This is a genomic window from Atribacter laminatus (assembly GCF_015775515.1).
GTDB classification, from domain to species: domain Bacteria; phylum Atribacterota; class Atribacteria; order Atribacterales; family Atribacteraceae; genus Atribacter; species Atribacter laminatus.
Window position 1 is genome coordinate 144,512 of record NZ_CP065383.1, and the last position, 21,427, is coordinate 165,938.

The 21,427-nt window shown below is 38.8% G+C and carries 21 protein-coding genes; 7 read left to right on the forward strand and 14 right to left on the reverse strand.

Annotated features, from left to right (window positions below):
- Positions 1-175: 175 nt before the first annotated feature.
- From RT761_RS00735 to RT761_RS00770, 8 genes are all read right to left on the reverse strand, one after another.
- The gene (locus RT761_RS00735; RefSeq protein ID WP_218112188.1) at positions 176-670 is read right to left on the reverse strand and encodes a DUF4411 family protein; all 495 of its coding nucleotides are present in this window, start codon (positions 668-670) and stop codon (positions 176-178) included.
- On the reverse strand, positions 670-1,812 hold the full coding sequence (locus tag RT761_RS00740; protein ID WP_218112189.1) for an ImmA/IrrE family metallo-endopeptidase: 1,143 nt from the start codon (positions 1,810-1,812) through the stop codon (positions 670-672). Before RT761_RS00740 ends, RT761_RS00735 begins: the two co-directional genes overlap by 1 nt.
- Positions 1,813-2,114: 302 nt before the next feature.
- Entirely contained in the window at positions 2,115-2,279 is a 165-nt protein-coding gene (locus RT761_RS00745) for a hypothetical protein (protein WP_218112190.1), read from the reverse strand.
- Positions 2,280-2,434: 155 nt separating this feature from the next.
- A complete protein-coding gene (locus tag RT761_RS00750) occupies positions 2,435-3,064 on the reverse strand; it encodes a hypothetical protein (protein ID WP_218112191.1) in 630 nt (209 codons plus the stop codon).
- A 60-nt stretch (positions 3,065-3,124) separates the two neighbouring features.
- Complete coding sequence (locus RT761_RS00755) at positions 3,125-3,562, reverse strand: DUF4145 domain-containing protein (protein WP_218112192.1); 438 nt, start codon at positions 3,560-3,562, stop codon at positions 3,125-3,127.
- Between the two features lie 68 nt (positions 3,563-3,630).
- The gene (locus RT761_RS00760; RefSeq protein ID WP_218112193.1) at positions 3,631-4,167 is read right to left on the reverse strand and encodes a hypothetical protein; all 537 of its coding nucleotides are present in this window, start codon (positions 4,165-4,167) and stop codon (positions 3,631-3,633) included.
- 1,058 nt (positions 4,168-5,225) lie between these two features.
- Positions 5,226-5,363, reverse strand: a complete 138-nt coding sequence (locus tag RT761_RS00765; RefSeq protein ID WP_218112194.1) for a hypothetical protein — start codon at positions 5,361-5,363, stop codon at positions 5,226-5,228.
- A gap of 61 nt (positions 5,364-5,424) precedes the next feature.
- Positions 5,425-6,363 (reverse strand): uroporphyrinogen decarboxylase family protein, encoded by a 939-nt coding sequence (locus RT761_RS00770; RefSeq protein ID WP_218112195.1) that lies wholly within the window; start codon positions 6,361-6,363, stop codon positions 5,425-5,427.
- 764 nt (positions 6,364-7,127) lie between these two features.
- On the opposite strand from RT761_RS00770, the gene RT761_RS00775 reads away from it, so the two are divergent.
- The 6 genes from RT761_RS00775 (at position 7,128) to RT761_RS00800 (ending at position 11,756) form a co-directional block, all read left to right on the forward strand.
- Positions 7,128-8,708 (forward strand): tetratricopeptide repeat protein, encoded by a 1,581-nt coding sequence (locus RT761_RS00775; RefSeq protein WP_218112196.1) that lies wholly within the window; start codon positions 7,128-7,130, stop codon positions 8,706-8,708.
- Between the two features lie 271 nt (positions 8,709-8,979).
- Entirely contained in the window at positions 8,980-9,360 is a 381-nt protein-coding gene (locus RT761_RS00780) for an IS110 family transposase (RefSeq protein ID WP_218112197.1), read from the forward strand.
- Between the two features lie 120 nt (positions 9,361-9,480).
- Positions 9,481-10,200, forward strand: coding sequence for a transposase (locus RT761_RS00785; RefSeq protein ID WP_218111573.1), 720 nt, complete (start codon positions 9,481-9,483; stop codon positions 10,198-10,200).
- Positions 10,201-10,527: 327 nt separating this feature from the next.
- Complete coding sequence (locus tag RT761_RS00790) at positions 10,528-10,746, forward strand: type II toxin-antitoxin system HicB family antitoxin (RefSeq protein ID WP_218112198.1); 219 nt, start codon at positions 10,528-10,530, stop codon at positions 10,744-10,746.
- 61 nt (positions 10,747-10,807) lie between these two features.
- Complete coding sequence (locus RT761_RS14090; protein ID WP_281388055.1) at positions 10,808-10,963, forward strand: type II toxin-antitoxin system HicA family toxin; 156 nt, start codon at positions 10,808-10,810, stop codon at positions 10,961-10,963.
- A gap of 241 nt (positions 10,964-11,204) precedes the next feature.
- On the forward strand, positions 11,205-11,756 hold the full coding sequence (locus RT761_RS00800; protein ID WP_218112199.1) for a transposase: 552 nt from the start codon (positions 11,205-11,207) through the stop codon (positions 11,754-11,756).
- Positions 11,757-12,006: 250 nt separating this feature from the next.
- Here RT761_RS00800 and RT761_RS00805 read toward each other — a convergent pair whose 3' ends face one another.
- Positions 12,007-13,428 (reverse strand): DUF1254 domain-containing protein, encoded by a 1,422-nt coding sequence (locus RT761_RS00805; RefSeq protein ID WP_218112200.1) that lies wholly within the window; start codon positions 13,426-13,428, stop codon positions 12,007-12,009.
- Positions 13,429-14,193: 765 nt separating this feature from the next.
- Complete coding sequence (locus tag RT761_RS00810; RefSeq protein WP_218112201.1) at positions 14,194-15,648, reverse strand: IS4 family transposase; 1,455 nt, start codon at positions 15,646-15,648, stop codon at positions 14,194-14,196.
- A gap of 255 nt (positions 15,649-15,903) precedes the next feature.
- On the opposite strand from RT761_RS00810, the gene RT761_RS00815 reads away from it, so the two are divergent.
- Positions 15,904-16,761, forward strand: a complete 858-nt coding sequence (locus RT761_RS00815; RefSeq protein ID WP_218112202.1) for an MBL fold metallo-hydrolase — start codon at positions 15,904-15,906, stop codon at positions 16,759-16,761.
- A 351-nt stretch (positions 16,762-17,112) separates the two neighbouring features.
- Here the strand turns inward: RT761_RS00815 and RT761_RS00820 are convergent, their stop codons facing one another.
- The 4 genes from RT761_RS00820 to RT761_RS00835 form a co-directional block, all read right to left on the reverse strand.
- On the reverse strand, positions 17,113-17,655 hold the full coding sequence (locus tag RT761_RS00820) for a YtfJ family protein (protein WP_218112203.1): 543 nt from the start codon (positions 17,653-17,655) through the stop codon (positions 17,113-17,115).
- 557 nt (positions 17,656-18,212) lie between these two features.
- On the reverse strand, positions 18,213-18,386 hold the full coding sequence (locus tag RT761_RS00825; RefSeq protein WP_218112204.1) for a hypothetical protein: 174 nt from the start codon (positions 18,384-18,386) through the stop codon (positions 18,213-18,215).
- 3 nt (positions 18,387-18,389) lie between these two features.
- Positions 18,390-19,151: an ABC transporter permease gene (locus RT761_RS00830; protein WP_218112205.1), complete on the reverse strand. Its 762-nt coding sequence runs from the start codon at positions 19,149-19,151 to the stop codon at positions 18,390-18,392.
- A 766-nt stretch (positions 19,152-19,917) separates the two neighbouring features.
- Entirely contained in the window at positions 19,918-21,351 is a 1,434-nt protein-coding gene (locus RT761_RS00835) for an FAD-dependent oxidoreductase (RefSeq protein ID WP_218112206.1), read from the reverse strand.
- Positions 21,352-21,427 lie beyond the last annotated feature (76 nt).

Sequence of the window (21,427 nt, forward strand, 5' to 3'; positions counted from 1 at the left end):
AAAGAATCCGTTGCCGTTCCACTCTCACAGATCTGACAATATCCTAACCAAGAATGAGCATGAGGTTATTCTATTTTTATAAAACAGTAGAACCGAGATCATCTTCCTCAAGCCACGTCTATTATTTTTTATACAATTCAGGAATCAAGATCCAGCCTTCAGATTCTCACTTGTTTTATCTATATGGCTCTAATATAAATCGAGCTCTCTCTAATCTCAAAATCTCAAATGGATTAATACACTTAATGCCTAGACCGATGCAGGCATTGGGAATCTTAATCTTCTTGTATGAAGTTGATGCAATCTCATGGGTAACTATAGTATGCTTGTGGGCCAATGCATAAGCTACTAAATAATAATCAGCAACCTGGAAAAAGGTATTTACAGCGGTAGGCTCATAATTTTGACTGGTAGCCCAATCGCTGACTTTGCTGAGAACAGATAACATAGCGTTATCTGGCTTGAGGAAGAAATCTGGACTGCATTTCGCTACCCAATCTGTAAGTTCATCGTCACCTGCTTTGATTTCATCACTAACTCTTTCGATACTAAAAACTTTTCTTGAAACATTGTTAAACGTAAGCCAGTCCCAAAAAGCTGGACAGAAATCGAGACCATAGTGAAGGTTTTTTGCCTGTATGAAAACATTGGCATCAAGTAAATATGCCATTATAGTACTCCTAAAAAGTGTCCGAGTTCATGAAAGGTTGATATCTTCGATAAACCCAGCATACGGAAGGCGTCACGATAAAGTGTTTGTCCTTCAAGAGTATTTGCGATAAGGGCACGGGCAAAACGTTTTCCTACCCTTGCTACTTGGGTTCGATAAAAATCACCACCACTTGTTTTTGGAATCCCTTGAAATTTTTTCAATTCCTCATTATATGTTTTCTTAAATTGTTCCCAGGTTAAACCACCAATATCATAGATTCGGCGTAAGATAACCAGAGTACTCACCTTATAAATTCGAGCCAGACGGTTCGTTTCTGTTGTTAAATCAGCATCTTTTTGGTATTCAATTTTTAGCGATTCAAATGGCACTAAAAACTCAGCAGCAACTTGGTTACACCAAACTTCGATTTCATGTGAAGGAGATGAGGCTAAGCTTACATCTGACAATGCACTTTCACCAAGCCAAAGATGTGCAAGCTCATGTGCCAGGGTAAACATCTGTGCTGACTTGCTATCCGCGCTGTTGATGAATATCAGAGGTGCAAGGTTGTCCACTAGTGCAAAACCTCGAAATTCTTGGGGATCTAGCTTTCTCCTTGTATTACTTCCAACGATACCGCTCATCATAACCAGCACACCAAGATTTTCAGCCTTTTCGCTGAAATAGTGAAGGGCTTCAGTCCAACTTGTCATTTGTCGGCGCTCCTCAACATCAAACCTAAGCATCTGTCTCATGTTAGCTGCAGTAATCTCAATATTACTTATAAGATTTGATGATGCTACGAACTTACAACCCCTCTCGCCAACAGAACGCGCATAATCTCGATACCATTCTTGACGTTGCTGGCAGATATATATGACATCGAGTAAATCAGGGCTGGGGTGGGTTTTGCGTTCTTGATACATGGTACGAAAATCGGGAATTGGAATCCGCTCTACAGGAGTTTTGGCTAGGAAGAAAAACCCAATCGGGGTACGAGTAGCTTTGGCATAATCCTCCAATTGTTTGAGCGTTGGACTCAACTCTCCCTTTTCCCAAAGATCGAGTTTTGGAAATAATTTTTTCAAACTTTCTAGGCTCCGACCGGTTCGTTCGCGTGCCCAGAGCAGTATTTCGGGCTTAACCGTTACGCGGTTCATGGATCCTCCAACTTGACATTGCCTTTTCTACTAACGATGTAAAACATTATTTCAATTTTAATTAGTTTTTCGATCCTCGCTATCTTTTAGATAAGATAAGAAATATTATTTCTTGCTACTCTATGGCAAAATTTCAGATCTAGATCGTAATTCTATTATATCTTAATAACCAAACAATGACAGATATAAATCACCCTAAAATCTCATTACCAATCCAGCTGGATTGGTTATCCAGAAAACTGGGTTCACTCTGGCTCTTGAATTGCCACCCTTATATTTAGCTCCATTTTTCTGGATATATTTTATGAAAATAAAAAAAAGAGAATCCCACCTAAAAAAAGAGCAGGATAAATTCCAAAAATACTTAACGGGATTAACCAATCATAATCGGGTTTTGAAACTCCAACTGCAAACATGATGAATGGGATAGCCAGGATAAAATGAATAATATAATCAACTATTCCCATTTTTAACCTCCTTGATAAATATATCGATCCTTAATTTCTTTTTTTATTCTTCATGTAGAGTTACAAATTAAAGGGGTTAGGTCTTGGTTTTATGTTCACTCATTTCCCAACCCCTTATCATTTTAATGTGAATATAACTCAACTGCTGCTATGATTTATCTTCCATAAGTCCAAAGAATCATATCAATTTTTCTCGGTGTCCACGTTTCAGTTTTAAAAGTGCTATTTAATTCACTTGCTTTAAGACGCATAATTTTAATGAGAATTAACCCATCTTTCAAATTTAAAGATCCTGGATTCATCTTTTGAACTATTGAACATTGTGGTAGGTCATCTATACCACAAAGAGCTTTTACGACAAATTGGTCTACAGTACCAAAATATTTTGGAAAAAGAAGGGATAATAATCCAGATGCACCAGCTATTCCCAAACCTTTAATTTCACTTGTAATTCTGAGCCCTTCTTCAATATTATTTAAATTAAATGAAAACAAATTCTTCTTAATGTTTTCTAAAGACTTCATACCATTTATTTTATATTGCTTAAAAAATTTAGTTGTTGAAGCATATCGATTTGGAGCTGTGTATTTCCATTTGAAATATTTGTTTAAAAGAAAATTGTAAAATTCATCAGTGTTCATGTTTTTCACAACATCAGGATTTAATTCATCGAGTTCTTTTTCTAAATTTATATTGGTAGGTTTAACGAATTTCCAGTAATTATCTAATGCTTGCATCCATTCGTCTTGTGATTGACATTCCCATAGCTTATCAACTTTTAACATCCTTTGTCCTCCTTTTCTTGGGTCATGAACTTAGGCACTTATTCCTTATAGAATAGTTAATTAAATTTCTGTGAACCATTGTATTGAAACTACTTTTAGCGATAAAATTCCCTTAAGAAGGATATCTAAAGCCCGGAAGGAATCTGTGGCTTCCTGTCTTCCTGGCAGTATTTCAGAATGAGCGCTTAGGTTTCCATTCATGTATATAGTTAACATAGCATCCCTCTCTTTATGTTTTAGAAAACGACCGCACCCATTTATAAGCTCCATTAAACTTTTGTTGGAATTAATATAGTTTCTTCCGGTCAATTTTTTATCCACCTCTTTTAATGCTACTTCCAGAACAACCCGACACATGATGCAACAAGAATTATAAAGATCACTATGGTAACTAACATAAACTTCTCTATAACGTTTTTTTAACCAATTCGGTAAATTAACAAATCCAAAAATTTCTTTGTTTTCTCTTTTTGTTTTTACTGCATACATCGGATTCATATCCCCTTTCTTGGTTGAACTTGAAAAAATGGATATTACCTCACGATAATGCTTATTTAACCTCCTTTCTATTTTTTTTGTTTTCTTTTTGTTTTAGTTTGCTTTGGTTGTTCTTTTTTCGATTTTGTTGGTTTTTCACTAGACATTATTCCAAAGGTTTCCATTAACTTTTTCTTTCCCTCTTTTTGCCTTCTCTCGTGCTCAGACCAACCTTGTTTTACTAGTTCTTTTCCTTTTTCAAACCAGGTTGGATCATCAGCCCACATTGTTTTTAATATCTGTAGTCCAGTTTCTCCTTTCAAAGAGAAATATTCAGGATCTTCCTGTCGAATGACCATGATCATTATTTCTGCTTTTTCGAGAGCACTACCAGGAAGAATTTGTAGATAATGGTTTAAAGCTCTTTCTACATATCTGTTAAGACCGGTTTCTACTAACATACTTAGTTCATAAGCTTCATTTTCCAGTTCATTCATATTTTGCATCTTTTCTTTCAATGCTGTAACAATGATAGAGCCCATACCCTCCCCATCACCCAATGTTTCCATAGCTTTATTAAATACTTCTTCGTCCTCATCACGTATGTAAATAGTCTTTTTTCCCATGGTTGTCTCCTTTCTATTAGCCGTATATGGCTATTATATCATTTTTATACGTATACTGTCAAGTAGCTTTATATTTTATTTTTATTCAATCTCGCAAGATCAAACCTTGATTCTTGTTTTGCCATCATCATCGAGGATGTAAATAGGTTTTTTTCCAATGGTTATCTCCTTGAGTATGTATATGTATATGTGTACTTTTCTACCATTTTTCTAATGTATTGTCAAGTAGCGGTATAAAAAAATATAAAAACTTTTTTTGTCTTTAAAAATTATAAGAAGCAATGGTGAGGTACTGAATAATTAGGCAAGAATATGCGGGGATTAGGCCTTGATTCTTGAATTTCGGAGTATTGGGATTCTGGGAAAAGATGGAAAGATGAGATTCTCACGTCATTCGAGAGTATGCTGGGGTCTATTATACAATTTAAAGAGGATAACGAGGCATTCCCGGATAAAAAGGACGATGTTTCAGAGTAGTCAGAGGGGGTCAGGTCTTGATTCTTGAATTTTCTGGGGAATTGGAACATTAGGGAAAGATAAAAGATGAGATCCTCATGCAGGAAAGCACCACATAGAATGACGGATTAAAGGCACGCTCCCCTAACCACCCTCAATGGGGGAATAGACTGAACATTTCCTCTCCTTAGGAGGGGTGGCGCTTCGCAACGGGGATGATGCCTTTCGTTTTTTCCTGATTTTTTTTAGAAAATAATATAGAAAAAGAGGAGATCCTCATGCCCCCCCCCTCGACGTCTTCCTCTATTGATATATGGGAGTCTGGACGTGAGTTTAGAATTTTAGTTTTTTTCTCACTTCTTTTTGATAATCATATAGTTATGTTGAAACATAAGGGATGGAGATTTCGTCTCAATAGCATGGACTAAGAAAAGAATAATTGATAAATAATTGGAGATGAAGAAAAAGCAATAGCAATGACAAGAACAGCTGGAATGGTTTTAAGCAACTCGACTTAATACCTGGATGTATTCACCGAATCCCTAATCCTACCCAATCAATGATTTTATATGACTTTTTTAACTTCAAAGATTATTAATCAATTAACATTGAATCGGATAATCGCCACACTCTTTTAAGGCATTCGAAATTGCTCCAAAAGCCATTTCCCATCTTTCCATGGGATAGCTCTCGGTGCAGCCAATCATGAAGTTATCGCCAGGAGCAACGCTTTTAAGCATTTCTATGGTATATTCCTTTATTTCCTTGGCATCGGCAGTAGCTAGTAACGTACCAGGAAAATTAATCCAAATTATCTTTATCTTTCCACATTTTCATGGCGTCAGTAACCGATAGATCACCCATTGGGGGAGGAGTAAATGCCTCAATGATGTCAATTTTTGTTTCCTTTATCAGGTGAACAAGATTTTGTAAATTGCCATCCATATGCACTGCATAAACTTTTCCCTTTTTGTGCAGAATCTCAGCCATTTCATTATAAAAAGGAATATAAAATTCTTGAAATAAATCAGGAGGAGTAAGCATGCTGGTGAGATTTTCAGCAGACCAAAAGAGTTGGGCTGGCGCCTCAGCTGCTAATCGGTATTTCCTTCTTAAATTTTCATACAACACTTCGTAGAGTCTTCGAAATTTCTTTGGATTGCTATCATATTCAAGATAGCACCTTTCAATTCCCATCAGTTGGTACAGGAGGGTTTGAAAGGGAGATTGACCCAGGTTAGCCATTATAAAGCCATCTGAACCGATTAATTTCTCGGTTTTTATAAATTCTTCAAAGTTCGGACTAAATTGCATATTTTTATAAATAAATTCCAAAATCTCATAATCAGATTCAGACTGAAATGGAAAACCAGTTACCCATGAAAGCATTTCTTGGTCAATCTCGCTCCCAAACTTCTGAATGAGATCACCAGGAGTAGGAAGACTGTTTATAAAAAGTTCATGCTTTGTCGAGACCTCTCCACGAGGTGTACTAAACTTTCTGATTATTACATTTCTTCCATTGTCACTTCCAAGAAGATAGTGACTCTCCTCAGTCACTTTGACCTCCGGCATTGTCACTTTACAAATCGGAAAGTGCTGGTAAATCAAGGTTAATTCCTCGTTCCTGAATCTCCGTTCAGTTTCACCCCAGGGTGGATAGGATGCATACATTGTCCAGGGTATTTTATCAATTTTTTTATGATGAATAACAGCAGCAATTCTTTCCTTCTTATTCATATATTTCTCCTTAATTTATATAAAATAACAATCCTAGGGATCAAGTCTTGATTCTTGAATTTTCCTCCTCTCCACAAAAGAAGGTAATGCCTAATAACCTCATTATTCCCAGATCAATATTTTAATTTTGGAAAGATAGGGATTTTTTTAATTGAGGAAGATCTAATTTGATTATAGGGAGATGAGATTCATGCCTGTACCCTTCACCCTGGTATTCTTGAAAAAATAGAGAATGAGAAATGAATGAAAAGCCGAGTTTCTCGAGAGTATGCTGGGGTCAGGTCTTGATTCTTAAATTATTTATGTTTAGTGAATTGATGAAATGGAGAAATATTGGTATCTTTGATCAGCAAATCTTTTAAAGGTTAGTTTTTATAATTGGTTTTTCCCATTGAAGATTGGCAGCTTTCCATCCCTCCTAATTTGTGGCAAATACTCCCCTCTTTCGGTTAGCCAAATTTAATAGGTTTGTTATAAGTTTCTACACTGTTATTTTAACAAATTAATATTTATTACAATTTCTTAAATATTTGAAATAAAAATACGCTATAAATTATAATATCGGTAAGGTGGGTTGATAAATTAATAAAAAATTGGTTGAATTCCTAAAAGACGTATCAAGGAATTCATCTTAATGGATTCTCAAATCCGTATTTATGAATTTGTTTTTTTTAATAATTTTTTCATCAACTGAATCTGAAGTTAAAGTTATTGGAAATGTCGATAATTGATAGATAAATACCTTTAAAAGGTGGAAAAATAAGATGAGTAGTCCAGGATTTTGGTTCCGCTCACCTCAGCTTGCCAATAGAAATCTTTTAGGCTTGAAGGCTAAGAATATTGAAGAAGCCCTGGCTCTGCCTGATGACCAGATTGATCTTGCCACTGCTGCTCTATTGCTATCTCAGGAAGCATCTTTAAATCTATATCACCTCACTTTTAACCTTGAGAGTTATCGAAACCGTATCGACGAGTTGGCTCAGGTTTTGATAAAAAAAATTGGCAAAGAAAAAGATCCGCTGAAGAGCATTGAAACTATCAACCACTATCTTTTTCAAGAATTAGGTTTTGAAACCGCAGGAGAAGATGAGGAAGATCCAAAAGTCAATTTTTTGAATGTGGTCTTGGATGAGAAAAAAGGAAATGATCTTGGGCTGTCGGTTCTCTATCTGGCTCTTGCCGAGCGGATTGGCATTCCATTATTTGGTGTATACCAAAGAAGGCATTTTGCTGTTTTCAAAGATTTTACTCATCGATCTCATCCTCAACCCCAGAAAAGGCGAATGCCTTGGTATATTTTAGTCAAACCCGATTTATTCTATGTCCGCTCCGATGATGGTCAAAAACCGATCAACTTCGATCCTGCTCAAAAAGGAACGGTTCTGGCTGATGAATATGATTGTCGAGTTTTCAAGAACGACTATTTGAAAAACCAGGTTTATCTGAAAAGTCTAGGGAAGAAGGAAACCATCGGTATTCTTCTTGTCCAGCGGGGAGCGGTTTATTGGGAAAAAGAATGGTATGATCAGGCCATTGCTGATTGCAGTCTGGCTCTGACAATAAATCCAATGGATGACAGGGCCTACTATATTCGAGGAGTGTCTTACCATGATAAAGACCTCTCCGATCAGGCCATGGCTGACTATACTATGGCAGTGGAATTAAACCCCAGATATCCAGAAGCTTTTCATTACCGGGGAATGGCCTATGCCAATCAAGGTCTTTTTGATAAAGCAATTATCGATTACACTGAAGTTATAAAATATGACCCGTCAAATACCCAGTTCTATATTGAACGGGGAAGGATTTATTACAGCCAAGATCGCTTTGATGAAGCGATTGTCGATTTTACCAGCGCTTTGGAGCTCAATCCAGAATTGTTTGAGATATATAGTTTCCGGGGAGTCACCTATACTAAAATAGATCGCTTTGATGAAGCGATTGCTGATTTCAACCAGTCACTGGAAGTTAATCCTCATTTTGCCGATGCTTATAACAATCGTGGCTTAGCTCATTATGAGAAGGATTGCTATGATCAAGCCATCGTTGATTTTAATCAGGCTTTGAGGTTCAGTCCACAGAATGATGGATATTATTATAACCGAGGCCTTGCCTTCTCCATGAAAGGATTTTTAGATCAGGCTTTAGCTGATTTCAATACAGTTCTGGAGCTCAACCCAAGATTTATTATGGCTTTCTATTCCCGTGCTGAGATCTATGAAAAGATGAGTTACTGGAAAGAAGCTATTGGCGATTATAAGGTATTTCTTCGCTTTGCTTCAATGCAACATGGCCCCTATATTGAGCAAGCCAAAGAAAGAATACAAGCCTTAAAGGAAAAATAGACAATCCTAGGGTCTATCATACAATTTTGAGAGGATAACGAGGCATCCCCGGATAAAATATGCTATGCTATTTGAGACGGGGGTGTGGCTGTTGGGGTTCGTTATCCAGGAAACTGGGTTCACTCGACTCTGAAATGCCGCCCTCGTTTTTTTATTGTCCCGTAACATCTGCTGGGATGGTGCCGGTCGTGTGACTGTGGCTCTGTTAATAGACGCGATGTGGGACAATAAAGAATACATCCTCAATATATCAAGCTTGGAGGCTCCGCTCATGAACGAACACCTTCTGGTTGGCATCGATGTTGGATGTCATTCACATCAGGTTGCCATTGCAGAATCAAATGGCACACTTCTCAAAGAATTTGGGATTTCTCATAATGCCAGTGGTTTTAACTCTCTTTTTTCTGAAATTAATCATTATGAATCAACTTTGAAATGTCCAGTCATAATCGGAATGGAAGGGTTTAATGGGTATGCTCGACCTCTTGATCAATTGATTCAACAGAAAGGCTATATCCTGTATAACATCAATAATTTAAAACTGGCTCGATTCAAAGAGCTGTTCTCTGGTCCTGCAAAAACTGATGTGATTGTGCCCAAAAAGATTGTCGAGTTCATGCGGATTGCTCCTTCTTTCCAAGGAGAGCGTTGAGCCATCACTCAAAATCAAACCAGGAAACGGAGTGAATCAGACCCTCAAACGGCTCACTCGACGACGTCGACAGTTGGTGAATGAAAAGATCAGCATCCAGAATCGAATGCAAGGCTCTCCTTGCAATCAGTCGCTCCGGGGTTAGTTGATTTGGTGAAAAATGTTGATAGTCGCTGGTATCTCCATTTTCTCACCTGCCGTCCTTCACTCCGAAATCTCGCTACCATGCGGAAAGAGAGTCTCCTCAAGATTAAAGGAGTCGGGAAAAAGTATGCTGCAGTAATCGCTTCCTGGCAAAAAGAAGCTCATTTTTCTACTGATGTTGACTTGGTCAGTTCCATGATCATTGAGGATGCCAAACGCATACTAGCGCTTATGGAAGCCATTGCAACCATTGAAAACGAATTCGAGCCTCTCTGCGAACAATCAGATCTGGCTAGAACCATCGGAAGTATTCCTGGTTTTGGACCAATTTCTTCAGCTGAACTAGCTGGTGAAATTGACGATCTCAGTCGTTTTCCGCAAGATATGAGCTTAGCTTTGTACCTAGGAATGGCACCACTTGATAATAGTTCAGGGAAAAAAGAAGGCTGTAAAGTTGCCAAATCAGTGAATACTCGAACTAAAGCAGCAATGATGGTTGCGGTGGCTCATCATTCTTGGCAAGTCGAAGAATCAAAGCGATACTATGAGAAAAAACGATTAGAAGGGAAAAAGCATAATCAGGCTATCCGATCACTGGGGAGACATCTGGTGAGGGTTATTTGGTCACTCATAAAAGAAAAGCGCTTCTATGAAATCCGAGAAGAAAACGAGAGAAATATTTTAAAAATGGCTTGAAATTTGTAGTGGGATGTTCAGGTCTTGATTCTTGAATTTGTTACGTTTTTCTTTTTTAAAGATGATAGTGGAAAATGAGTATTTTGCTTAAATCAGTATTTAAATTTGTCGTAAAAATTAAATTTATAAATTTTGATGGTCGATTTCTTTAGAAAGATGAATCTTGAGAGGTTTTTGTCTTTAGACAAGGAAACGATGCTTCCCACACCTCTCTCTTACGTCACTTTTATATCCCTCTGTCATTTACCTTTCTTTTCTTTATTATTACTGCTCTAAGTTTTATGCTATTATTGGTTTGGGTAATTTAATTTAGGAGCGTGAAAAGCTTTGAAATACAAGTATCGAATTCTCATTGAAAAAGACGAAAACGGTATATATATTGCTTCTTGCCCTGCTCTACAAGGATGTTATTCCCAAGGTGATACTGTCGATGAAGCGTTACAGAATATCAAAGACGCTATCCAACTCCATATCGAAGCTCGCCAAGCACTTGGTGAACCAATACCTATTGAAATACTCATAGAAGAGGTTGAGGTTGTTGTCTAAAATTAAACCTGCCAAGCCTTTAGATGTTATACGTACTCTTGAAAAGCTTGGTTTTTAAAAAATTCGCCAGAGTGGAAGCCATGCCATTTTTCATCATCTCGACGGGAGGTGGACAACGGTTCCTATTCACAAAGGGAAAGATGTTGCGATAGGAACTCTTCGAAAAATTTTAAAAGATGCTAATCTAACTTACGATGAATTTAAAAAAATGAGTTGATAACATCCTGTAGGGGTCAGGTCTTGATTCTTGAATGTTTAAAGGCTGTGTGGCTTGGAAAGGATAAGATTCTTACTTCGCACAATGTGCTCCCTGCAATCAGACTATGTTACAAATACCAATTTGTATCAATAAAAAAAGACCTAAATATCGAATATAATTCTTGTTTTACAAGACTTAGAGTTACTTTTTTTTGTTATAAAATTAAGAGAATAATGGCCTAAGAAAGGATACTCTTATTATGGCTTATCGACCTGAGAATAGAAACCACCTGCAATTCTTGCCCCCGAGTATCGAAGAATACGTCACTCCCGATGATCCGGTTAGAGTTTATGATACCTTTGTAGAGGCTCTTGATTTAGAAAATTTAGGATTTAACCTGGATCCCCACCAAGCTGGGAATCCCGCCTATCACCCCAAGATGATGTTAAAACTCTTAGTCTATGGTTATGCCTATGGGATCCGGAGTTCTCGAAAATTAGAAGAGGCTATCCATTATAATCTCTCCTTTATCTGGCTGACCTCAGGGCTCAAGCCCGACCATAAGACCATCGCTGAATTCAGGAGAAAAAACCGCTCACAATTAGCCGAAGTCTTAAAACAATCTGCTTATCTCTGTATAAAGCTGAACCTGATTGGGGGGAACGCCTTATTCCTTGATGACAGTAATCTTAAAGCGAATTCCTCGATCAAAAAGAAGTGGGATAAGAACAATACCCAAAAAGTCCTCAAGCAGATCGATCAACGGATCGCGGATCTCCTCAGTGAATGTGATGAGCAAGATGAGGCTTAATGAGATAGCGAATCCGACGGGTTCGGGTCTTGATTCTTGAATTTCGGGGAATCGGACCACTAGGAAAAAATAAATGATGAGATTCTCACGTCATCCAGTGAAAGACCGGACACCTCAGAATGATTGAATGGACAAATCAGGTTGCCAAGTCATCCCATTAAAAAGCGGTTGGATTCCTCGCAATGCGTTTTTATATAAGTATTTTCATCCTCATCTGGTGACGTGAAATTGACATGAATACCTATACTTACTATCGAGGGCAGACTTTAGGCAATTTCCAGGTTCCATCCAAAACTCCCCTTTTTGGCCAGTAGATTCGTAAAGTGAGATCGAATCTTCCACTGGCAGGAACCGGAAGCCAATTCGGCTCCCATTCTGGCCCAGGTGAAGTGCTCTGTAAATAGATATCCAGCGATCCATCGGGATTGAGCTTCAATTCATTTTGCTTGCTGTTTAAATTATATCGTTTCATGGGATTCTCAACCAAATACCCCGATGAGTCATACACCGTAAGCGACCAAAATGAATAAGTCGGTGGGATTTGCCCTGGTTCAAAATGGACAACATAGTTTTTGCTGCCATCGAGGACGTCAGAGTTGCAATCTATATGAGTCACTGGGTATACAGCATCTTCAGGAAGATTGGCTCCAAGCCCAATATAAGCAATGGCAGCCCGGAACAAGTAAGACGTTCCATAAGATCCGGAATGTTGGGTCATAAATCGCCAATTATCAACAACCGGGAAGGGTATTTGGACTTGGATATTTTTTTGAGCATCCTGAGCCGCTTGACGGATGGTATCCTGGACATTCTGCTCTACACTGTGAAAGTCAAACTGTTTGCCCGGCTGGATGCCGATCTGACTCATTAATGCGACGATCGGCCAGTCTTGAATATGGGGAGGATTATCAATCATCAGTTCCGCAAAGGTTTCAAAAAAGGTTCCAGCATCCATCTGGGCTATGATTTGGGGTGGAATCATTTTACTGTTTTCTATCATTTGAGTTAGGGCAAGAAAACGAGGATCTTCCCGAGGGGCGAGTTCGGCTTGAGCGGGCAGATCCGTGGGATTTCCAATTTGCTCCAAGCGATAGCCATCTTGTATGGCGTGAAGGTCAGAATAGTCTTCTTCATTCCCTATTTCATCCCGACAGACAATCCAGACTTGATTGGTTGGTGATTTGATTAACCTGAAATCATTGATGAATTCCTTGATTTTTGGATCGGTGGCATCAGGAAGCTGGCCATTCCAATTGGGACCAACGATAAGGAATTGTCCTCCTTCTGAGCCGGTGGTTCGAGAACCGGGGCTGGCGAAGGTATCGGTCCACATATCCATCAATTGAACGAGATAGTAGTGACCTCGGGTCTGAGGAACGGTTAAGAGAATGGGACCTTCATTGAGGTTGAGCCAGGCTAACGAATACATCGTATCCCGATTCGGTCGGACGACATCACGGTTACTGGGGGATGGAACATCTCGATAATGGAGAAACTGATTATCAGGAATATTCTGGGTGAGTTGAGTCGCTTTGGTCAAAACCATTGGATAGGCATAGATATATGTCTGGTAAGCAATGTCATAGAGACTTTCAGTAGCTCCTACGATAGAACTTAAACCGAGAAAACAAAGACAGATTATCAATAGAATTTGAACCCTTAAATTTTTCAAACTACTCCCCTCCACTTCTTTGATCATTTATTTTTATTACGGAACTTATGTTGCCAGGTTTTGATTCTTGAATTGTTTTCATTTGAGAAACCGGTACGCTGGAGAAACTTCAGCAATCTCTTAAAAGGTGGTTTTTTCGTTGACTTTTATCTTTTGAAGATCGGAAATGTTCACTTCCACACAATTGTATTCAAATTCCTCCCTTTTTAAGAACAGCTAATTTAAAATAAACTTACCAAAAGGTATCACAAGGTTATTTAAACTGATTAATCTATAACACACTGTGTCAAAGATTGAAATAGAAATACACCATACATTAACATATCGGCAATGAGATTTAAAAAATCATAAAAATTTGAAAATTTGGAATCAGGCCTTGATTCTTGAATTTTTGGGGGGATATGGATTCTGGATAAAGTTGGAAAGATAAGACCCACACGTCGTCCGGCAAAAACACCGGACTCCTCAGAATGACGGGGAAAATTTCACCTCTTCGCCCTCTCTCCCTCGGCGTCTTCCACCAATTACGAATAGGAGTATATCAAACAATTTAAATGGATAACGAGGCATTCCCGGATAAAAAGGACGATATTTCAGAGCGGGAATGTGGTTATTGGGTTTGGTTATCCAGGGGACTGGATTGAGTTGGACTCTCGAAATGCCACCCGGGTTTTTTTATTGTCCCTAACAAAGGCATGGGAACGGGGCAACGGAAAACATGTTATGTTATAATATACAATCTCTTCATCCATTTTCCTTATAAACTCAACTTTCGCAGTTCAATAATAGTACTTTTCCTTTCAACCACGCTGGAAGACTATTCACAAAATAAGCAACTAGCTCTTTGACTCTTTCTTCTGAAAGAACGAAAATCTGTTTGATGGTCGTCTTCAGGAGCTCAAGAAGAAGAGTGAGTGCTTCCATAAGAGTGATATCCTGAATTTCATCATAGCAGGCATAGAAAAGCTCGCCAAAGGTTCGGGGATCGGTGTTTCTCCGGGCAATAACCGCGAGCATGATATAGCGGATAAAGACGATACTGGTATGGGATACCAGAGCATCATAGGATCGAACCTGAAATTCTCGAGTGAGTTTCAAGAAGGATTTCACCATCTTGAAGAAAACCTCGATATCCCAGCGTTTCCCATAGAGGGTGACGATCTCGTCTTCAGAAAGAGACAGATCGGTTGAAAGAAGTGCCAGCCACTGGTTTTTTTGTTTTTCACTTCGGACCAAGACGATGCGGGCATACAGGGGGTTATCAGTCAAATTGAGATTAATCACACAAGATCCAAGGATCGGACCCTGTGGTCTTTTCTGAATCCGGTTGAAAAGAGAGGAAAGAGAAAGAACTTTTCCACCAAAAGAATAGTAAATTTTTGGGGTGTTTTTGAGCATGCACACCACTGATAATCCGCGAAGAGCACATTTGCGGATGAGGGCTGGAAAACTGAACCAACTATCAAAGAGAATAGTTGAGACCAAAGGACAGTGTTTCAAGGCTCCATCCAGGAGGTTGAAGAAGACATCTGGAGCTTTTTCTTGGGATTCTTTCCGAAGGTGAGCTCTTTTGCTCCGCCCATCAATGGAGGCATCCATGGGACAGAGCTGGTTTTCTTTTTGGTGAGAACTTAACAATGAAAAAGCAAAGGGAATGAATGTAGCACCATCGGTGAGTCCTAAAGTGAGCATTCTGAAACCCCGACTGAACCGTCCTTGGGCGTGATCATAGAATCGAGAGAGCCCTTCAACTTTCAAGCTCCGAGGCCGTTCATAGGGGGAATCATCCACCACCCAGGTGTAGCGTTTCAAACTGGTAAAAGGAAGGAGCGCTTCAGAGACCACTTTGGTGCTCAAGAGGAAAAGGAATTTACGCCAGTTCCCACCAGTCTTGTGGAGGAAACGGTAAAGAGTGTCTTTCTTTCCTTGAAAAATGGGATTCTTGGAGCAAAATATCCCAGAGACGTTTTTTCCGGTAAAGACAAGGAGAAAGATCATCTGAAAGACGTCTTTGACTGGGAACCCTTTCTCTTTCCGGATGGAACATTTCCGGAAAAGCTGGTTCAATTTGAACTCCTTCATAAAGGAGGAAAACATTGGGAATAGAGTCCTTTCATTTTCCAAATTTTCTGGTAGGATAGTCATGAAGACACCTCTCTCTTTGTGGTGATTGGTTTTTTTTCCTAAGTCAATTCTACCAGAAAGGAGGGGTGTTTTCATTAAAAAACCCTTTATAATCAAGGATTTTTAGCATTTATTTATGTGCGAAAGTTGAGTTATAAAGAAAAAGAATCTTTTGAAACTTCACTCTCACAGATCTGGCTATATCCTAACCAAGATTAGGAATAAGAGTAAATTCTTGGGATGATCCAGGAGTGCAGAGATCGTCTTCCTCTAACAACGTCCATAATTTTTTATAAATTCAAGAATCAAGATCTGGCCCCAGATTTTTAACCAAATGGGAGTTGATCCCGTATGAATAATAAGTTGCTAGTTATTGCCAGAGTGATTATTTTCATAAGTATTGGGTTGTGGTTTTTTACTCATAATCAAAATGCTAGCCTCCAAGAAATCGACTTAGAATCGGTAAATAATAAAAAACCAGACATTATCATAACTTCAGTTTATGATAACTACCGCGTTGATTCAGATTTGAAAACTGCCTGGGGGTTTAGCTGTCTAATCGAGACACCTGCAGAAAGAATCTTATTTGACACCGGAGGGAGCTCCGATATTCTGCCCTTTAACTTAGAGAAAATGAACATTGACCCACGATCGATTCAAAAAATCGTCCTTTCCCATATACACGGAGACCACGTAGGTGGATTAAATGGTTTTTTGGAACAAAATAATCAAGTAACGGTTTATATCCCTCATACCTTTCCTTCTTCTATACGAGAAATGATCATAAACCACCACGCAAAAATCCATGAAATATCCGAACCTATGAAAATTTCCGATTTTGTGTATTCTACTGGAGAGCTTCCCGGCCCACCAAATGAGCAATCTCTCCTTATTGATTCTCAAAAAGGCGCTGTATTGATAACCGGCTGTGCTCACCCTGGAATAGTAAACATCGTTCTAAAGGCTAAAGATATTATAAAAAAAGAAACCATTTATCTTGCTTTAGGGGGATTTCATCAGCCTCCTTTATCCGTTGTCAAGGAACTGAGAAAAATCGGTGTCAAAAAAGTCGCTCCGTCCCATTGTACTGGTGATTCGGTTCGAGAAATATTTGCTGAAGAATACCAGGAAGATTTTATTGAATTTGGAGTTGGTCAAGTTATCAAGATTAAAAAAATAGCACATCGAGGCTCAGATTTTGATTCTTGAATTTTCCTCCTCTCCACAAAAGAAGGTAATGCCTAATAACCTCATTATTCCCAGATCAATATTTTAATTTTGGAAAGATAGGGATTTTTTTAATTGAGGAAGATCTAATTTAATTATAGGGAGATGAGATTCATGCCGGTACCCTTCACCCTGGTATTCTTGAAAAAATAGAGAATTAGAAATGAATGAAAAGCCGAGTTTCTCGTATCAGGATTAATAATGACTCAAATTGAGCAAAATGACTAAACCAGAAGGCATTACCAGTAATCCAGTTGGCAGATCTCAGGGAACCGTTGAAAAGAATAAAATCATTCTTGGGAAAGGTATAAGAAAAGGACGGTTAATTGATCTTTATCGTGATTCATGTGCAACGCTCAATAAAAGATCTTCTATGATTTTTAGCTCTTGGTCATTGACTTTCCCTGAAAAGAGATAGCGGATTATCCCAGCCTGATCAATGAAGATGAGATTCGATTCTCTGCTTTTTAATTGGTAATCCCGCAGCATATCTCCGGTCCAATCGGCATAGATAACTATATTGTTTTTTCGGGAATTTTGTAGGAGTTTTCTCTTCCATATGGTTTTGGTCAAGAAATTGGCACTTGATGCATTAACGACTTGGATGATTTGAAAATTTTGAAGGAGAGACAAATTGTTATCCCTAAATTGAGAGAGTTGGTGTTTTATGTCGTTATTTTTTTCGACTGCTGATCGATCCTCACAAAAAATCAAGCTCAGGGTACCGTGGATCATTTCTAAATATAATTTTTTCCCATCAGCCGATTCAATAAAAAAAGGAGGAGCCTCCTCTCCAACTTGCCAAGAGCCAGCAGTGAAAGGAAAGATGAGAATAGCAATCTGAATAAATAGGAAAACCCAAAAAGCCTTTCTCATTGTTACTGTGCTCTCCTTTGGTTATGAAAGTATCTTTCAAATCAAGTTCGCAATTTACTCATAACTAATACCAAAGATCCTTATTGACTCCTACGATCATTTCTTGAGAAATGGTGTTTGGTTTTAATTAACCAGGGGATGATATCAGATATTCCTTCTCGATGAAGTTTTTTTTCACGCAACTTTTTTGGGGAGTTACAGAAGGTTTTTTATCGTACGAAGGCCCAAACTGAAATAAACGTTATTCAAAATTTTAGGTGATTTGATCCACATAATTTACATTTCTTCGCCATTTGTTGAGCAGCGAGAATTAAACCTTGATTCTTGAATTTTCCCCCTCTTCACAAAAGAAAGTAATGCCGTATGTTCTCTTTTTTCAATCAACGATCCTGTGGAGTCTTTCATGCAATTTTGAGAGGACAAAGAGGTACTTACGGATAAAATTGACTCTCCTCTTTTAGACGGCGGTTCAAAAGCAGAATTACCGAGTTCGTTTTCCTCAAGTTATGTCCAAAATGTTTTATAAAATTCAAGAATCAAGACCTGACCCCAGATTTTTACTCCCCAAACCAATGATCATCTAAAGTTGGAATATTCCCAACCGGTGCCGGAAGGATAATTAGCTGGCTTATTTGAGTTCCAATTTTAAAAATTCCACCTCGTGAATAGTCAAAGACAAAAAGCAATGTCAGTAAGATCAATACCAGCAGTAACACTCTACTCGCTCTCATGTTTTACTCTCCTGCCGGCATGACGGTATATTTTTCTAAGATCCAGGAACCGAAAAGAAAAAGGAAGAAAAAACTCAAAAAGAACGCCGTTGCGGTTGGGCCGTGAATATTGATAGTTTGAATAGCAGTAACATCTCCTAAATACTGCCAAATTCCAGAAAGAAACCAGCCATTTAACTGCAAGTTGGGAATAAAGGAAAGGTATGGGACAAGCAGTCCAGAATAACGAATAATAACCCAACCAAAAACAAGAAAAGTCCAGATACTGATTAACCAACCTCCGGAGCGAAACACTCGACCAACCAGATAGGAAAATTGGCTTAAAATTGCCACTAAAATTGATAGTATCGATAAAAGTATCCCGAGCTGCCACAAAACTTGATTGGGAATGGGCTCCAAAAGGGCAATTTTACTAAAGGTGATGACTCCGATAAAAATGACCACTATAAAAATTACCGTTTCTATCCATATGATAAGAAGTTTGACGCTGGTCAGGGTAATCCCTCTCACCGGAAGGGAAAGAAGGTGCGCAATGGTTTTTTTCCGCCATTCTTCTCGAAGCAAATAAAATCCGCTCGCCAAGGCATAAAAGGGAAGGAAAATAATGGGAAGAAAACTTAATATAAAGACCAGGGTAATATCCCAAATATCCCTCCGGGTATAGAGAAAAAGATCCCAGACAACAACCAACGCAAGGAGCAGAATAATGCTTCCCAAGGAGTTCTTCAGTTCATCTTTGAGCAATGAGCTAAACTTTGATTTCATTTCTTCACCTAGTGTTTTAAAACCATACCTTCACTATTTTTTCTCATTTTTTAAGCTGCCGGTTTTGATTAACCAAACCGTCTGACAAGTAAGTTTAAAATAGGGGTGCTAGGATAAAAACACCCCCTATTCCTTTTTTATCTTTAACTCAAGGTAATAGTTTAACCTATTTTGAAAAATTTCTGAATAAGTGATCCGATAAATATGGAAATTTTTCCTCTCTTTCCATAACTCTTTCTGGAAAAAAGGCCCTTATTTTGCTTCACAATACTAGATGATAATGAAAAATATTTTTCTCAAAACTGCCATTACGAGGAGGCCAACCGTTTTTTGGCCAGACGAAGTGGCAATCTCATCCACCCACTCCTTCATTCTGAGGAGCGTAGCGACGTGAGAATCTCATCCTTCACAGTATTTTAAAACTAAGACATGGGAAAATGAGATCCTCACGCCCTCAAAAGACGAGGGCTCAGGATGACCGATTAAAGGCACACCCCCCTTTATCCCCCCTCAATGGGGGAATTTATAAGATGGTATTTTCAGGATAGACCTTCATGTTGTTCAACAGCACCAAATGAGGATGAAAATGAGTTGCCCCCTCACCTTAATCCTCTCCCACCAGGGGAGAGGAAAAAAGGAGAAAGTGTTTTTCCTCCAAGGAAGAAAACTGAAGGGGCGAGTGTGAGAGGGGATGATGAGGATGAACAAGTTGCTTCTCACAACTCACGGCTCACCCCTTACTTCATTTTTAAAAAACTATTATTGGTTACAAAATGACGTTTTGTTGTTTTAAAGTATTTTGTAACAGCTTGATATCAACATTGGGAAGTTTTTCAACTCCGTCTTTCAACGAAAGAGCAGCGGCAGTTCCTGCTGCTTGCCCAATGGCCATGCTGGTTGGCATTACTCGGGTTGATGCCTGGGCATCGTGAGTTGCCGAAATACATCGGCCAGCCACCAACAAATTATTTGCCCCCTTAGGAATAAGCGACCGATAGGGAATGGTATAGGCATCATCAAGCTCGACCCAGGTTCCCTTATCTCCAAAAGGATCGTGAATATCAATAGGAAATGATCCTTTACAAATCGAATCAGTAAATTTTCTTCCTTCAATAATATCTTCACGGGTAAGAACGTACTCACCGATTATCTTTCGGCTTTCCCTCACTCCGATCACACTCGATGAAGCAAGAATAAAACAATTTTCAAAACCAGGAATATACTTTCTTAAGGTTTCGGTGAGAGAAAACACCTGCTTTCGTGCCGACTTCTCAGCTTGAGTCAAATCTTCAACTAAATTCCCATTAATTCCATTCACTCTGGTTGCATTTATCGTCCATTCCCCTCTTCTTAAATCAGTAAAAAAGGTCACTTGATTCCGACCTAATTCCAGCTCTCCTTTACTCTTTGCCTCGGCAATAATATTAAAAAATCCCGATCCGGCCATGGGCTTCGACTCGTAGGTAGATAAAACCGGTTCATTGAGGACGGGCATTGACAACCATTCAAACTGGTCTTGATTTTGTAAAATATATTTTCGTGCCTTATCGGTATCAATTCCACCCAATGTGTACATAACACTAACTGGCTGGCACACTCCATCTACCTCTCGGCCGAGAACGTAATCGTAACCTGCTGCCGCAGCAACATCACCATCTCCACTGGCATCAATGACGATTTTGGAGGTAAAGATATAACGTCCCGATTTGGTTTCAGCAACAATATTTTTTATACTCTGGTTTTCCAGGGTAGCATCAGTGACCAAAGTATGAAGAAGCATTTCAACTCCAGCTTTCTCGGTCTCTACAATGAGCAAATATTTCAATATTTCCGGATCAAATACGGTGACATATCCACCCGTCCCATGGGTGTCTTGCTGACTCACCTTTCTGACAACAAGATCTCTTTTATTGTGATTTTCAAAATTAGGACAAGCAAAGGGGCCAAGAGCAGCATTGAGCGAATGCATGGTTTGAACTATTTCCCCATAAATACCATCGATAACCTTTTTATTCCCAACATAACTGGTCATAAATGGTTTCACCATACCAGCAGTCGCCATACCACCTAAGATGCCGTTTTTTTCCAGTAAAAGAGTTTGAGCGCCGTTCCGTGCACTGGCAATGGCTGCTGCACAACCGGCAGGTCCTGCACCAACTACTATTACATCTTTTGATATTGTGTAGGTTTTTCTTGGCACTAATTTTTCCTCCCTTTAGAATCTGAGCTCATTTTGGAAATTGATTTATCAATTTCCTTTTTCTTTCATGATAAAG